This is a genomic window from Bradyrhizobium stylosanthis (assembly GCF_001641335.1).
In the GTDB taxonomy this organism is placed as follows: domain Bacteria; phylum Pseudomonadota; class Alphaproteobacteria; order Rhizobiales; family Xanthobacteraceae; genus Bradyrhizobium; species Bradyrhizobium stylosanthis.
In genome coordinates, this window is the sequence record NZ_LVEM01000005.1 from 426,720 (window position 1) to 440,042 (window position 13,323).

Consider the following 13,323-nt stretch of genomic DNA (forward strand, 5'->3'; position numbering starts at 1 on the left):
CAAGTGCTTTTGATCTGCCTCATCATTGTCAAGGTAGCGGCTGAAGTCAACGTCATCCTCAGGTCGTGTAGCGACAGCTCACCGCCACCCCAGCGCGGGCGCCACATGCGTCAGGATCGCCTCGATCGCGTGCGTGCAATAGGCCACGCCGAGCTGGTTCGGGATCGTCAGCAGCAGCGTATCCGCTTCCGCGATCGCCTCGTCCTGCCTGAGCTGCTCGATCAGCGCATCCGGCTCCGCCGCGTAGCTCCGGCCGAAGATCGCCCTTGTCTGCGGATCGATGAAGCCGATCTGGTCTTCGCCGCCGCGCTCGCCGCCGAAATAGGCGCGGTCGCGGTCGTTCATCAGCGCGAAGATGCTGCGGCTGACCGACACGCGCGGTTCGCGGGTGTGGCCGGCTTCCTTCCATGCGGCGCGATAGGCACGGATCTGCGCGGCCTGCTGCACGTGGAAGGCTTCGCCGGTCTCGTCGTTCTTCAGCGTCGAGCTCTGCAGGTTCATGCCGAGCTTGGCCGCCCACACCGCCGTCGCGTTCGAGCCGGCGCCCCACCAGATGCGTTCGCGCAGGCCCTGCGAATGCGGCTCGATGCGCAACAGGCCCGGCGGGTTCGGAAACATCGGCTGCGGGTTGGGCTCGGCAAAGCCTTCGCCGCGCAAGAGGTCGAGGAAGACTTCGGCATGACGGCGGCCCATGTCGGCGTCGCTCGTGCCCTCGGCCGGGCGATAGCCAAAGTAGCGCCAGCCGTCGATCACCTGCTCGGGCGAGCCGCGGCTGATGCCGAGCTGCAGCCTGCCGCCGGCGATGAGGTCGGCGGAGCCGGCGTCCTCCACCATGTAGAGCGGGTTCTCGTAGCGCATGTCGATCACGGCCGTGCCGATCTCGATCTTGCTTGTCCGGGCGCCGACGGCCGCGAGCAGCGGGAAGGGCGATGCGAGCTGGCGCGCAAAGTGATGCACGCGGAAATAGGCGCCGTCGGCTCCCAGTTGTTCCGCCGCGACGGCAAGCTCGATGGATTGCAGCAGCGTGTCCGCCGCCGAGCGGGTCTGCGATTGCGGCGAGGGCGTCCAGTGTCCGAAGGACAGAAATCCGATCTTTTTCATGGGCGTCATTTAATACCGGCAGGGATGGCGTCAACTGTCCACGCGTGCGGCCTGGCCATGCGGCGAAGCCGGCACAAAGTGCCCAGCGCGCTCGACCAGCAGATCCAGGAAGCTCCGGGCGCGCAGCGACATCCACTGCGTCTCCGGATAGACCGCATGCAGCGGCAGCGCGGCGATGCCGTAGTCCGGCAGCACGTGTTCGAGCTCGCCGCTGCGCAGCCCCTCCGCTGCATTCCATTCGGGCAGGATGGCGATGCCGAGGTGATGCATCGTTGCCTCCTGCATCGCATCGGCATCGTCGACATGAATGGGGCCGTTGATCGATGCGACGTGGCGGCCGTGCTCCGACTCGAAGGCCCATTGGTGCGCCGGCGACATCCTGGAATAGACGATGCACTGGTGCGCGCCGAGATCGTCCGGTGTTCGCGGCATCGGGCGCCCGTGCAGATAGGTGGGCGTCGCCACCAGGTAGCGCTGCACGGTGCCGAGCCGGCGGGCGACCAGCGTGCTCGCTTCCAGGTTTCCGATCCGCAGCGCCAGCTCGATGCCCTCTTCGACGAGATTGACGAAGCGTTCGCTGAAGCGGATGTCCACCCGCACTTCCGGATAGTGCCGCACATATTCGGCGATGACGGGCATCATGTAGCGCCGTCCGAACGAGGAGGGCACGCCGATCCGCAGCGTGCCGCTCGGGCGGGGCGCCGCCTGCTCGACGCTCGATCGCGCCATGTCGAAGCTGTCGAGGATCTGCCGCGCGAGATCGTAGATGCGGTGCGCTTCCGCCGTCGGCTTCAGCGTGCGCGTGGTGCGCGAGAACAGTTGCGTGCCGAACTCGCTCTCCAGCATCGCGATGCGTTTGCTGATCGCGGGCTGGCCGATGCCGAGCTCCTTGGCCGCCGCCGAGAAGCTGCCGCCCTCGAGGGTGCGAACGAAAGCGCGCAGGCAATCGATCCGGTCCATAATTCATTCCTGATTAGAATAAATTATATCCCATTTATTCCGTATCGCGCAACATGGCGGGCCGTTACGCTCTCTCAAAACAAGCAATCACAGGGAGGGAGATCACGTGGCACGCCATATCGGAATTGTCGGCGCTGGAATCGCCGGCCTGCATCTCGCGCTTTACCTGCAAAAGCATGGCGTGGACGCCACTGTCATCACCGACCGGCTCCCTGAGGATTATCGCGATATCCGGTTGCTCAACACCGTCGCGCATCATCATGTGACGATCGCGCGCGAGGACTATCTCGGGGTCAATCACTGGACCGATCCGAAGGACCATTATTACTACCACGACCACGTCTTCAATTTTCCGCAGCCGCTGAGCTTTCGCGGCGACTTCTCGAAGGCGAGCCGCGCCGTCGACTACCGGATCTATCTTCCCGCGCTGATGCAGGACTTCACGAGGCGCGGCGGCAGGATCGAATATCGCCGCATCGAGGAGCGCGACATCCGCCCGCTGGTTGCCCGCTTCGATCTGCTGGTCGTCTCGACCGGCAAGGGACCGCTGGGCCAGCTCTTCAGCTACCGGCCGGAGCACACGCCCTATTCGCAGCCGCAGCGGCGCCTCTGCGTCGGGCTCTATACCGGCGTGCGGCAGCCCGATCCCATGAACGTCACGCTCTCGGTATCGCCCGGCCATGGCGAGATGATCGTGATCCCGACCATCACCTTCGGCGGCATCGCCAATGCGCTGCTGATGGAGAACGTGCCGGGCGGCGACATGGAGGAGCTGGCGACGCTCAGCTACGACGCCGATCCAAAGCACTTCCTGAAGGTGCTGCTGGGCAAGCTGGAGAAGCATCACCCGACCACCTACGACCGCATCGACACCGCGCGCTTCGATCTGGCGCAGCCGCAGGATCTCCTGCAGGGCGGCGTGGTCCCGACCGTGCGCAACACGGTGGTCGAGTTCGACGACGGCAAATGCGCCATCGCGCTCGGCGACGTCCATGCCATCGTCGATCCCATGATGGGGCAGGGCGCCAATGTCGCCTCCTATGCCGCCTTCGTGCTCGGCGAGGAGATCGTCAATTCCGACGCGCTCGACGCGCGCCTCTGCGAGACAATCGACCTCAAGCGGCAGGACCGCGTGCTGGCCGCCTCGCGCTGGACCAACGTCATGCTGCAACCGCCGACGGAAGCGCTGGGCATGCTGATCGGCGCGATGAGCCAGAACCCGGCGCTGGCGAACGAGTTCACCGAGAACTTCAACTATCCGGACCGGCAGTGGGACCGCATCTCCACGCCGCAGCGCATCCAGGCCTGGATCGAACGCATGTCGGCGCCGGCGGAGCCGGTCAGGGCGATTGCGTGAGATCGATGCGCGTGGAGACCGGGATGCCGCGCGCCAACCCGGCCTCGTTCCGCGAGGCCGCATCGCGCTTCGCGACCGGCGTCGCGGTGCTGACCGCACTCGACGAGCACGGTCGCGTCTGCGGCATGACCGCGAACAGTTTCGTCACCGTCAGCCTGTCGCCGCCGACCGTGCTGGTCTCCGTCATGCCCGGCCGCATGCACCGCGCGATCTCGGCGACCGGCCGCTATTGCGTCAACGTCCTGCCGGACCATGGCCGCGACCTCTCCAGGCATTTCGCCAGCCAGCCGAACAGCGGCGCGACGCCGGATTACGAGATCGTCGATGGTCTGCCGCGCCTTCAGGGCTGCATCGCCTGGTTCGCCTGCGAGGTCACACGCCACGTCGACGTCAGCGACCACACCCTGATCATCGCCGAGGTCTCGGCTTGCGACTATCGCGACACCACGCCGCTGGTGTTCTTTTCAAGCCGGTATCATCTCGGCCCCGGAGCGCCGGTGGACCGGTGAGGCGTGGAATTCACCCGCCTCGATGCAGCGCCACGCGGATCATGCGCGCGAGGTCGGACCTGCGATAGGGTTTCGGCAGCAGCAGAACGCCCGGTTCAAGCCGGCCGTGACTGAGAAGCGCGTTCTCCGTGTAGCCCGACGTAAACAGGACGCGCGCATCCGGACGGCGCGCGAGCACGGCCTCGGCCAACTGCCGCCCGTTCATGCCGCCCGACATGATCACGTCGGTCAGGAGCAGGTCGAAAGCAATTTCGTTCTCGACCTGCGCCAGCGCCTCCGAACCATTGGCGGCCAGGATCGTGCGATAGCCGAGATGCGCGAGCTGTGTGCTGATGTATTCGCGCACCAGGGGATCGTCCTCGACGACGAGGATGGTCTCGTCGCCGCCGCGGATTTCGACATGCGTGGTCGGCTCCGGCGAGGCCTCGGTCCCGCTTGCGCGGGGAAGATAGAGCTTGATCGAGGTGCCGTGGCCCGCCTCCGAATAGATCTTGATATGGCCGTCGGATTGCTTGACGAAGCCATAGACCATGCTGAGCCCAAGTCCCGTTCCCTTGCCGGTCTCCTTCGTCGTGAAAAACGGTTCGAACACCTTGTCGCGGATTGCTTCGGGAATGCCGCTACCGGTGTCGGTTACGGCCACCATGACGTACTGGCCAGGCCTCACATCGGGATTTGCAGTGGCATAGCCATCGTCGAGCACGACATTGCCGGTTTCCAGCATCAGCTTGCCGCCTTCGGGCATCGCGTCGCGCGCATTGACGGCGAGATTGAGGATGGCCGTTGCCAGATGGTTGGGGTCGATGAATGCCGGCCAGGCGTCGTCCTCGAGAGAGGTCTGAATCTCGATCTGCTCGCCCAGCGAGGGCCGGAGCAGTTTGGCGGTTTCCTCCACGAGGGCGTTCAGGTTCGTATCGCGCGGCTGCAGCGGCTGCTGACGAGAGAACGCCAGCAGATGCTTCGTGACTTCGGCACCGCGAGCCGCCGCATCGTCGATCATCCGGGTGATCGTTGACAGCTGCGGATCGTGGGCGACCGCCGCATGAAGAATCTCGGTCATCCCGATGATGACAGTCAGGATGTTGTTGAAGTCGTGAGCAATGCCCCCGGTCAGATGCCCGACGGCTTCCATCTTCTGGATCTGGCGTTGCCGCTGCTCCTCCTCCAGCCGCGCGTTCGCGTCCTTGACTTCACGCGCCCGGAGGAAGATCTCCGCTTCCATTCGTCCGGCCTGATCGCGCAATTGCTGCGCCAGCTTGTCCTGCTCGACCCCGTGCTGCTTGAGGCGAATGAACTCCGTGACGTCTTCCACGCAGTGAATGATATAGGAGATGTGTCCGTCCGGCCCGAACACAGGGCAGTTCCGCGGGCTCCAGAAGCGTTCCGTGAATCCGCCACCTTCCGCCTCCGGCTTGCGGATATCGTATTTCTGCACCGCCATGGCGTCGGTTCGTTTGAAGTGCAGGACCCGTTGCAGCGAAGCCTTCAGATTGCGGACGCCATCGGCAGCCGGGTCGTCGGGATTATCAGGAAAAACCTCGAACAGGCCGCGTCCCAGAATGGACGCGCGATCGGTCATCGTCGCACTCAGATACGCATCGCTCACGGCGACGATGCGAAAGCCCGAGGTAAGGACGAGGTAGAGGCCCGGAGCGCCTTCGAAGATAGCCTGAAAATCGGCTGCGTGCTGCAAAGATGGTTCACTGCGCAAGCTGGTCCTCCCCGCGAATCACTGGCAACCCGCGAAGATACGCCGCGTCGAGCGTGTTGGAAGATTTTCGGCGCCGGGCTCGGTTGTCAAATCACCCCGTGGGGAATGCGATGCGAGCTTGGCTTGCAATTACGGATAGCAAACAGCACGGGGGTTGGCAACGCGGCCTTGCCGATCGCGACACGGCTGTCCTGATACCGGATGCAGCAAGCCGGGCACTCCGACGACGATGGCATGATGCGCCTGTTTTGCCCGACGGGGCAAGCGATTTACGGTTTTTCGGAAGTCGGTGCCCGATCAGCAGGTTCAGGCGCGACAAAGGCGCACTGAAATCCCGATGCGCCATAAGCCCTTGATTCCGCTATCCGCCGCTACTGTGCATGGGGTTGTTTTCGACTTTTCGTTTTGGAGGGTGCAAAATTGTCCCGTTGAGCCGGAAGGTGTCCGGTGCTCGCTTTTCATCAATCCATTTTCGGGAGGCGCATCATGCAGGTTTACAATGTGGTCAGGTTCAAGGTGAAGCAGGGCGAGGAAGCCGCCTTCCTCGACGCGCACCGGGGCGGCAGGGCCAAATGGCCGGGCCTCGATCACGGCGTCATCATCAAGACCGGCGATCAGACCTTCTGCCTGATCGGCACCTGGGCGAGCCAGGACGCGCTGATGGCGGCGCGACCCGCGATGATCAAGACACTCGACAGCTTCAGGTCCGTGCTCGAGGACCAGGGCAACGGACGCGGCGTGACGGATGCCGTGTCGGGAGAGGCCGTGCTCGATCTCTAAAGCATGATCCGGAAAAGTGTGCAGCGGTTTTCCGAATAAGATCATGCTCAAACAAAGAGCCAAAGCGCGATGATGATCTCATCGCGCTTTGGTCGTGCGGCGCCCGCTACTTCATCACCCGCAGGCCCTTGGTCGTGAACTTCTGCGTCTTGCCGCCGGGGCGCACGGGGCGCCTGGTGCCGGCGGCCTTGCCGGTGCCGGGCGGCTGGTGCGCGGGGACGAGCTGGTGCGGCTGCGATCCGATCAGGTCGCGGCGGCCCATCTCGATCAGGGCCTCGCGCAGCACCGGCCAGTTGTCGGGGTCGTGATAGCGCAGGAACGCCTTGTGCAGGCGGCGCTGGCGCAGGCCCTTGATTGCCTCGACCTTGTCGCTGCCGCCGTGGCGCACGCCGCGCAGCGGGTTGACGCCGGTGTGGTACATCGCCGTCGCCGTCGCCATCGGCGAGGGCAGGAAGGTCTGCACCTGATCGGCGCGATAGCGGTTCTTCTTCAGCCACAGCGCGAGGTTCATCATGTCCTCGTCGGTCGTGCCCGGATGCGCCGCGATGAAATAGGGGATCAGATAGTACTTCTTGCCGGCGCGCTCGGCGGCTTCGTCGAACATGCGCTTGAACTTGTTGTAGGCGCCGATGCCCGGCTTCATCATCTTGTCGAGCGGGCCGCGCTCGGTATGCTCGGGCGCGATCTTGAGGTAGCCGCCGACGTGATGGGTGACGAGCTCCTTGATGTATTCCGGGCTCTCGACCGCGAGGTCGTAGCGCACGCCGGAGGCCACCATCACCTTCTTGATGCCCTTGGTCTCGCGCACCTTGCGATAGAGCCGGATCAGATCGTCATGCGAGGTGTTGAGGTTCGGGCAGATCTCGGGGAAGACGCAGGACGGCCGGCGGCACGCGGCCTCGACCTTCGGGTCCTTGCACGCCATCCGGTACATGTTGGCGGTGGGGCCGCCGATGTCGGAGATGACGCCGGTGAAGCCCGGCGTCTTGTCGCGGATCTTCTCGATCTCGCGCAGGATCGAGCCCTCCGAGCGGTTCTGGATGATGCGGCCCTCGTGCTCGGTGATCGAGCAGAAGGTGCAGCCGCCGAAGCAGCCGCGCATGATCGTGACCGAGAACTTGATCATGTCCCACGCCGGGATCTTCGCATCGCCATAGGAGGGATGCGGCGCGCGGGCGTAAGGCAGGTCGTAGACTGCGTCCATCTCGTCCGAGGTCAGCGGGATCGGCGGCGGGTTGAGCCAGAGGTCGCGGTCGCCGTGACGCTGCACCAGCGGCCGCGCATTGCCGGGATTGCTCTCCCGGTGCAGCACGCGCGAGGCGCGGGCATAGGCTTCCTTGTCCTGCTCGACCTGCTCCAGCGCCGGCAGGCGGATCACGGTCGCGCCCTTCTGGCGCGTGGCGCCCTCGTCGGCGGAGTCGAGATCGTCGGCGTGCAGCTCGGTGTAGTCCTCAGGGACTCGGCGGAACAGCGCCACGCCCCTGACGTCGTCGAGCTCGCGCGGCGCTTCGCCCGCGGCAAGCCGTTGCGCGACTTCGACGACGGCGCGCTCGGCGTTGCCGTAGAGCAGGAGGTCCGCCTTGGCGTCGGCCAGCACCGAGCGGCGCACCTTGTCGGACCAGTAGTCGTAATGCGCGATCCGGCGCAGCGAGGCCTCGATGCCGCCGAGCACGATCGGTACGTCCTTGAACGCCTCGCGGCAGCGCTGGGCATAAACGATGGTGCAGCGGTCCGGCCGCTTGCCGCCTTCGCCGCCGGCCGTATAGGCGTCGTCGCTGCGGATGCGCCGGTCCGCGGTGTAGCGGTTCACCATGGAATCCATGTTGCCGCCGGTGACGCCGAAGAACACCTTTGGCTTGCCCAATGCCTTGAACGGCTCGGCCGACTGCCAGTCCGGCTGGGCGATGATGCCGACCCGGAAGCCCTGTGCCTCCAGCAGCCGGCCGATGATGGCCATGCCGAAGCTCGGGTGGTCGACATAGGCGTCCCCGGTCACCAGCACGATGTCGCAGGCGTCCCAGCCGAGCGCGTCCATCTCGGCGCGGCTCATCGGGAGGAAAGGCGCCGGCTTGCGCGGGCGTGCCTGGGCCATCAGGGGCTTTTCGGCGGCGATGATCTGGATGTCCATGGGGCCAAGGGATAGGACTCCAGGCCTCCAAATTCAACCGACGGACGCGTGAAAAGATTACGGTTCCGTAGTCGTTCGGGCGGGTTAACCCTTCGCCAGCGCCTTCCGGACCTCGGCCGTCGTGGCCGGCTCCCCGCCATGCTCGCGCACCCTCCGGACCGCGTCCTCGACCAGGCCTGGATTGGTCGCCGTCGAGCCCAACAAGGCGTCCTCGAGCCCGACCCGGATATGGCCGCCGCGCGCCACGGCCTCGCCGATCAGCGGGGTGATGTCGACGCCGAGGCCCGAGACCATCCAGGGCGCGCCAGGTGCTTCCTCCTCCACCAGCGTGACCAGCGCCGCGAGGCCGTAAGGCTTCGGCGGAAAGCAGAACGCGAATTGCTGCGAGAACATGAAGCGGTAGACCGGCGACTTCACGCCGCTCGCGCGCGCCAGCGCGGCGCCTGCGCGGATGAAGCCCGGCTCGTAGATCGCGAAAGCGGGATGGATGTTGTGGCGCGCGGCAACGGCAAGCCCGTGGCGGATATGAGTTTCCGGATTGAGATAGGTCTCCGCCGGCCTGGCCTCCGCCGTGGTCGATGTCAGCGTGAAGTTGACGCTGCCGGGGTCGACCACCGCGAATTCGAGCAGGCCGCGCTCGGCCAGCGCCTCGATATGGGCAAAGCGCGCCCTGGGGTCGGCAACGTTGCCGCGCGCATCGAGGCCGGGGATGGAGGGATAGACGGGCACGTCGACCTTGGCGCGAATGCCCTCGATGATCCGCGCATAGACCTGCCAATCAAAAGTCTGCGGCCCGCCGCCGTCATAGGCATGGGTGTGAACGATCGCAGCGCCTGCTTTCGCACAGGCGATGCCCTCGGCGACGATCGCCTCGATCGTGTCGGGAATGCCGGGCTGCAGCGCGCGGCTCCAGGGGCCGTTCAACGCCGCTTCGATCCAGACCTTGTGCATGACGCGCCTCCCTCGTCCGCCGGAACGGACGGAATTTGTTTTGCGCGACCGTATCATGCATGTCGCGCGAAATCAGCGCCGTCAGCTATGTGACGCCGCCCACATACTGCCCGGCTGCATCGCGTCATCCTCGCCCCAGTTTCGAGGGAGAGATCCATGTTCCTGATCGACGTGCTGCTGGTCCTGGCGATCCTGTTTTTCCTGTTCCTGCCGATCAGTGATCGCAGGACGGTGCGGATGCGGCTCTGCATGGTCTGCGCACTGTTTGCCGTGCTCTCGGTCTCCGTGGTCCGGCCTCATCTCGCGCCGGTGCAGATCGCGAGTGTCGTTTCGACCCATTGAGCGCTGCAATCGTCGCATGCGGCGATCCCAGTTCTCACCGTCGCTGCCATGGAGTATTCGGTCACTCGATGGGCAAGGGCGCATCAGACGATCGCAGCGGGGCGGTAGCGGGCACGGCATTGTCTGCCGGCGCCTGGCTTGGCGCGATCGCGCTGATCGGCTTCATCCTGGTCGCGACCGCGCAGGCTTCCAACCAGATTCTCGCGCGCGGGCTTGCAGGATCGGTCCCGTCCTTCGCGCTCGCCTTCTTCCGCTGGAGCATCGTCGCCATCGGGCTCGCGCCGATCGCACTCAAGGAGATCCGCGACGGCCGCGTGCCGCTGGGGAAAAATCTCTGGCCGATCTTCGCCGCCGGCTTCATGGGCATGTTCCTGTGCGGCGGACCCGTCTACGCCGCGGGCGTGTCGACGACAGCGATCCACATCGCGCTGATCATGGCGCTGTCGCCGATCACGGTGCTGATGATCTCGGCAGTGCTCGGCATCGAGCATGTCGGCCCGCTGCAATGGCTCGGCACGGCACTCGCGCTGTCGGGCGCGCTGCTGATCATTTCCGGCGGCCATCCGGAGACGTTGTTCGCGCTGGAGACGGCATCGGGCGACGGCCTCGTCGTCATCGCGATGCTCGGCTGGTCCGGCTACACGCTGCTGCAATCGCGCGCCGCGCCGAAGGCCTCGCTGCTGGCGCGCATGAGCCTGTTCTCGGCCACCGGCGCTCTGTTCTCCCTGCCGCTCGCGGCTTGGGAGATGTGGACCATGCCGGCGCAGGTCTTTAGCACAAAGGCGCTGTCGGCCTATGTTTTCGCCGGGATCGTTCCCGGCCTGCTCGCCTATGCCGGCTTTGCCTGGCTCGGCGGCAAGTTCGGCTCGGTGCGCACCTCGCTGGTGCTCTATATCGGGCCGATCGCGAGCGCCCTGCTGTCATTCGCCATCCTGGGCGAGCCGCCCAGATTGATCCACCTTGTCGGCGGCTTGCTGATTCTCGGCGGTGTCTGGGCCAGTTTGCGGCGATAGCTCCATCGGCACACATTAAGGTTCATGCGCAGGAACCTTCGGCCGTGGTGAACATTCCTGATGGAGGGTTTGCGGCGGGACCGGTCCGCGCGCGCTCGCGCCCAAGATTTGGTCCAAAGCCTGGACTGCCTCGATATTCGCCTCGGGCGATGGGGGAGCGGTGAGTACAGTCATAGAGAACTTGCTGTTGCGAAAGCAGAAGCTCGTGGAACAGCTCGAGCAGGCGACCTCGGTCGAGGATCGCGACAAGATCGAGCACCAGCTCGAACAGATCAACACCGCGCTGGATTTTCTGGACAGGCCGGGATCGCGGGACGGGCGGTAGTCCGTTCAGCCCACCTTCAACGCGTCCACCTTCAGGGCCTTGGCATAGACCACGCCCGAATTGGTGATGTGCGTGGTCATGCTCGCCTCGAACGCGGCAAACTCGCCGCGCGCGAACAGATCGAGCAGCTTGCGGTGCTCGTCGAAGGAGGTGCGGGTGCGCACGTCGATCGGCGAGGTCAGATTGGTGCGCAGCGCGGCGACGCGGCCTGCGACCAACTGGTAGGATTCGGCGAGATAGCGGTTGCCGCAATGGGCGAACAGCGCCTCGTGGAACGCGGCATCGGCGCGGCCATAGGCGATGTTGTCCTTTGCCGCGATCGCGGGCTCCATCGCCGCGATCGCATCGTTCATCGCGGCGATCGCCCCGTCGCGATCGTGGCGAAAGGCGAGCTCGGCGGCTTTAGGCTCGAGCGCGATGCGGAAGGTGCAGAGCGCGGTGATGTCGTCCGCGCTCGGCGTGAAGACAAAACTGCCGACCTGCGGACGGATCACCACGAGACCCTGCGCCTGCAACTGACCCAAGGCCTCGCGCACCGGCGTGCGGCTGACGCCGAAGGACTTTGCGACCATCTCTTCCGAGATCGTCGCGCCGAGCCCGAACTCGCCCTCGATGATCGCCTGGCGCAGCCGCTGCATCACGCGCTGCGACAGCGATTTCGGCGTATCGAGCTTGAGTGACCGCATGCGCGCTTCCGCTCAGATGACCTTGCCGGGATTGAGCAGATGATCGGGATCGAGCGCGGCCTTCAGCGTCCGCATCAGCGCGATCTCGGGCTCGCTCCTTGCATGGCCCAGCCACTTCTTCTTCAGCGTGCCGATGCCGTGCTCGGCGGAGACACTGCCGCCCATCTCGCGGACGAGACCGTAGATGATCGCGTCCATCTCCTCCTTCGGCTGCTGCTCGACCGTGAGGCCGGTGACCCATGAGACCAGATGCAGATTGCCGTCGCCGATATGGCCGTAATAGACGCTCTCGCAGCCCTTGATGCCGTCAGCCAGCGCGGCCTTGCAGCGCGTGATGAACTCGTCCATGCGCGACACCGCAAGGCCGATGTCGTAGGAGATGTGCGGCCCCAGCACCTGGCCGAACTCGGCACAGATGTCGCGCACGCGCCAGAAGGCCTGCGTCTGCGCCAGCGATTGCGCCACGGCGGCGTCGGCAAGCAGTCCGCGCTCCATCAGCTCTTCGAGCCAGGCCTGGAAGCGCGGCGCATCGATGCTCTCGTCGGTGCCTTGCGCCTCGACCAGCACGTAGAGACCGTGACCCGGCGCGACCGGCGGCTTCACGCCGGCGCGATTCGTGATCACGTCCCAATAATCCGGCCACATCACCTCGAACGCGGACAGCAGCGGGCCGAGCCCGCTCCGCGCGGCACCGAGCAGGTCGATCACCGCCGCATAGTCCTTCAGCGCGCAGAGCGCCGCCATGGTCGAGCGCGGCTTCGGGAACAGTTTCAGCACGACGCGTGTGATGATGCCGAGCGTGCCTTCCGACCCGATGAAGAGATGCTTCAGATCATAGCCGGCATTGTTCTTCATCAGCTTGTTGAGATTGGTGATGATGGTGCCGTCGGGCAGCACCACTTCGAGGCCGAGCACCAGCTCGCGGGTCATGCCGTAGCGGATGACGCGGTTGCCGCCGGCATTGGTGGAGAGGTTGCCGCCGATGGCGCAGGAGCCGCGCGAGCCGAGATCGAGCGGAAAGAAGAAGCCGGCCTCGTCCGCGGCCTTCTGGATCGTCTCCAGCGGCGTGCCAGCTTTCACGGTCATCGTCATCGAGGCGGGATCGATCTCCTCGATGCCGGTCATGCGCTCCAGCGAGATCGCAACCCAGCCTTCTTCAGGCGAAGCGCCGCGGCACAGCCCGGTCAATCCGCCCTGTGGCACGAAGGGCAGGCGCGCCTGCCGGCAGGTGGTAATCGCATCGGCAACGCCCTGCGCGTCGAGCGGGCGGATCACCGCGCGCGGTGTCTGCGGCAGGCTCGCGCTCCAGTCGTTGCAATTGCGCGCAGGCACCTCGCGGCCGATCAGCACGGCGGTCGCGCCGAGCCTGTCGCGCAGGGCGCCGAGCATTTGGTCGGGACGCTCGATGGGGCTCACCATGTTCATGCGAGACCTCCTGAATTCGGCTGCGTCTCATGCGC

The 13,323-nt window shown here is 65.4% G+C and carries 13 protein-coding genes; 6 read left to right on the top strand and 7 right to left on the bottom strand.

Going from position 1 to position 13,323, the window contains the following annotated elements; all coding sequences use genetic code 11:
• Nucleotides 1-78: 78 nt before the first annotated feature.
• Both A7X65_RS33270 and A7X65_RS33275 read right to left on the bottom strand, forming a co-directional pair.
• Nucleotides 79-1,101, bottom strand: a complete 1,023-nt coding sequence (locus A7X65_RS33270; protein ID WP_063693859.1) for an LLM class flavin-dependent oxidoreductase — start codon at nt 1,099-1,101, stop codon at nt 79-81.
• Nucleotides 1,102-1,131: 30 nt separating this feature from the next.
• Nucleotides 1,132-2,061, bottom strand: coding sequence for a LysR family transcriptional regulator (locus A7X65_RS33275; protein ID WP_063693297.1), 930 nt, complete (start codon nt 2,059-2,061; stop codon nt 1,132-1,134).
• A 106-nt stretch (nt 2,062-2,167) separates the two neighbouring features.
• On the opposite strand from A7X65_RS33275, the gene styA reads away from it, so the two are divergent.
• Both styA and styB read left to right on the top strand, forming a co-directional pair.
• Nucleotides 2,168-3,418 carry a styrene monooxygenase subunit StyA gene (gene styA / locus A7X65_RS33280; protein ID WP_063693300.1) on the top strand — a complete coding sequence of 417 codons (1,251 nt, stop codon included), beginning with the start codon at nt 2,168-2,170 and terminating at the stop codon, nt 3,416-3,418.
• A gap of 23 nt (nt 3,419-3,441) precedes the next feature.
• Complete coding sequence (gene styB, locus A7X65_RS33285; protein ID WP_063693860.1) at nt 3,442-3,927, top strand: styrene monooxygenase NADH-dependent flavin reductase subunit StyB; 486 nt, start codon at nt 3,442-3,444, stop codon at nt 3,925-3,927.
• Between the two features lie 10 nt (nt 3,928-3,937).
• Here the strand turns inward: styB and A7X65_RS33290 are convergent, their stop codons facing one another.
• Nucleotides 3,938-5,506: an ATP-binding protein gene (locus A7X65_RS33290; protein WP_063693861.1), complete on the bottom strand. Its 1,569-nt coding sequence runs from the start codon at nt 5,504-5,506 to the stop codon at nt 3,938-3,940.
• A 618-nt stretch (nt 5,507-6,124) separates the two neighbouring features.
• Here A7X65_RS33290 and A7X65_RS33295 point away from each other — a divergent pair.
• Nucleotides 6,125-6,418 carry an antibiotic biosynthesis monooxygenase family protein gene (locus A7X65_RS33295; protein ID WP_063693862.1) on the top strand — a complete coding sequence of 98 codons (294 nt, stop codon included), beginning with the start codon at nt 6,125-6,127 and terminating at the stop codon, nt 6,416-6,418.
• Nucleotides 6,419-6,524: 106 nt separating this feature from the next.
• Here A7X65_RS33295 and A7X65_RS33300 read toward each other — a convergent pair whose 3' ends face one another.
• Together A7X65_RS33300 and A7X65_RS33305 are read right to left on the bottom strand one after the other, a co-directional pair.
• Entirely contained in the window at nt 6,525-8,546 is a 2,022-nt protein-coding gene (locus A7X65_RS33300) for a YgiQ family radical SAM protein (protein WP_063693303.1), read from the bottom strand.
• Between the two features lie 84 nt (nt 8,547-8,630).
• Nucleotides 8,631-9,497 (bottom strand): beta-keto acid cleavage family enzyme, encoded by an 867-nt coding sequence (locus A7X65_RS33305; protein ID WP_063693306.1) that lies wholly within the window; start codon nt 9,495-9,497, stop codon nt 8,631-8,633.
• A 156-nt stretch (nt 9,498-9,653) separates the two neighbouring features.
• Here A7X65_RS33305 and A7X65_RS33310 point away from each other — a divergent pair, with 156 nt between their 5' ends.
• From A7X65_RS33310 to A7X65_RS42910, 3 genes are all read left to right on the top strand, one after another.
• Nucleotides 9,654-9,839 carry a hypothetical protein gene (locus A7X65_RS33310; RefSeq protein WP_063693309.1) on the top strand — a complete coding sequence of 62 codons (186 nt, stop codon included), beginning with the start codon at nt 9,654-9,656 and terminating at the stop codon, nt 9,837-9,839.
• 68 nt (nt 9,840-9,907) lie between these two features.
• Nucleotides 9,908-10,852: a DMT family transporter gene (locus A7X65_RS33315; protein ID WP_082885146.1), complete on the top strand. Its 945-nt coding sequence runs from the start codon at nt 9,908-9,910 to the stop codon at nt 10,850-10,852.
• A 187-nt stretch (nt 10,853-11,039) separates the two neighbouring features.
• Entirely contained in the window at nt 11,040-11,177 is a 138-nt protein-coding gene (locus tag A7X65_RS42910; RefSeq protein ID WP_167358314.1) for a hypothetical protein, read from the top strand.
• 5 nt (nt 11,178-11,182) lie between these two features.
• On the opposite strand, the gene A7X65_RS33320 is transcribed toward A7X65_RS42910, so the two are convergent.
• Nucleotides 11,183-11,863 carry a GntR family transcriptional regulator gene (locus A7X65_RS33320; RefSeq protein ID WP_063693315.1) on the bottom strand — a complete coding sequence of 227 codons (681 nt, stop codon included), beginning with the start codon at nt 11,861-11,863 and terminating at the stop codon, nt 11,183-11,185.
• 12 nt (nt 11,864-11,875) lie between these two features.
• A complete protein-coding gene (locus tag A7X65_RS33325) occupies nt 11,876-13,288 on the bottom strand; it encodes an FAD-binding oxidoreductase (protein WP_063693318.1) in 1,413 nt (470 codons plus the stop codon).
• Between the last annotated feature and the right edge of the window lie 35 nt (nt 13,289-13,323).

Coding starts and splice junctions, on each gene's coding strand:
- A7X65_RS33270 (WP_063693859.1), bottom strand. CDS start 1,101: ATGAAAAAGATCGGATTTCTGTCCTTCGGACACTGGACGCCCTCGCCG.
- A7X65_RS33275 (WP_063693297.1), bottom strand. CDS start 2,061: ATGGACCGGATCGATTGCCTGCGCGCTTTCGTTCGCACCCTCGAGGGC.
- styB (WP_063693860.1), top strand. CDS start 3,442: ATGCCGCGCGCCAACCCGGCCTCGTTCCGCGAGGCCGCATCGCGCTTC.
- A7X65_RS33290 (WP_063693861.1), bottom strand. CDS start 5,506: ATGACCGATCGCGCGTCCATTCTGGGACGCGGCCTGTTCGAGGTTTTT.
- A7X65_RS33295 (WP_063693862.1), top strand. CDS start 6,125: ATGCAGGTTTACAATGTGGTCAGGTTCAAGGTGAAGCAGGGCGAGGAA.
- A7X65_RS33300 (WP_063693303.1), bottom strand. CDS start 8,546: ATGGACATCCAGATCATCGCCGCCGAAAAGCCCCTGATGGCCCAGGCA.
- A7X65_RS33305 (WP_063693306.1), bottom strand. CDS start 9,497: ATGCACAAGGTCTGGATCGAAGCGGCGTTGAACGGCCCCTGGAGCCGC.
- A7X65_RS33310 (WP_063693309.1), top strand. CDS start 9,654: ATGTTCCTGATCGACGTGCTGCTGGTCCTGGCGATCCTGTTTTTCCTG.
- A7X65_RS33315 (WP_082885146.1), top strand. CDS start 9,908: ATGGGCAAGGGCGCATCAGACGATCGCAGCGGGGCGGTAGCGGGCACG.
- A7X65_RS33320 (WP_063693315.1), bottom strand. CDS start 11,863: ATGCGGTCACTCAAGCTCGATACGCCGAAATCGCTGTCGCAGCGCGTG.
- A7X65_RS33325 (WP_063693318.1), bottom strand. CDS start 13,288: ATGAACATGGTGAGCCCCATCGAGCGTCCCGACCAAATGCTCGGCGCC.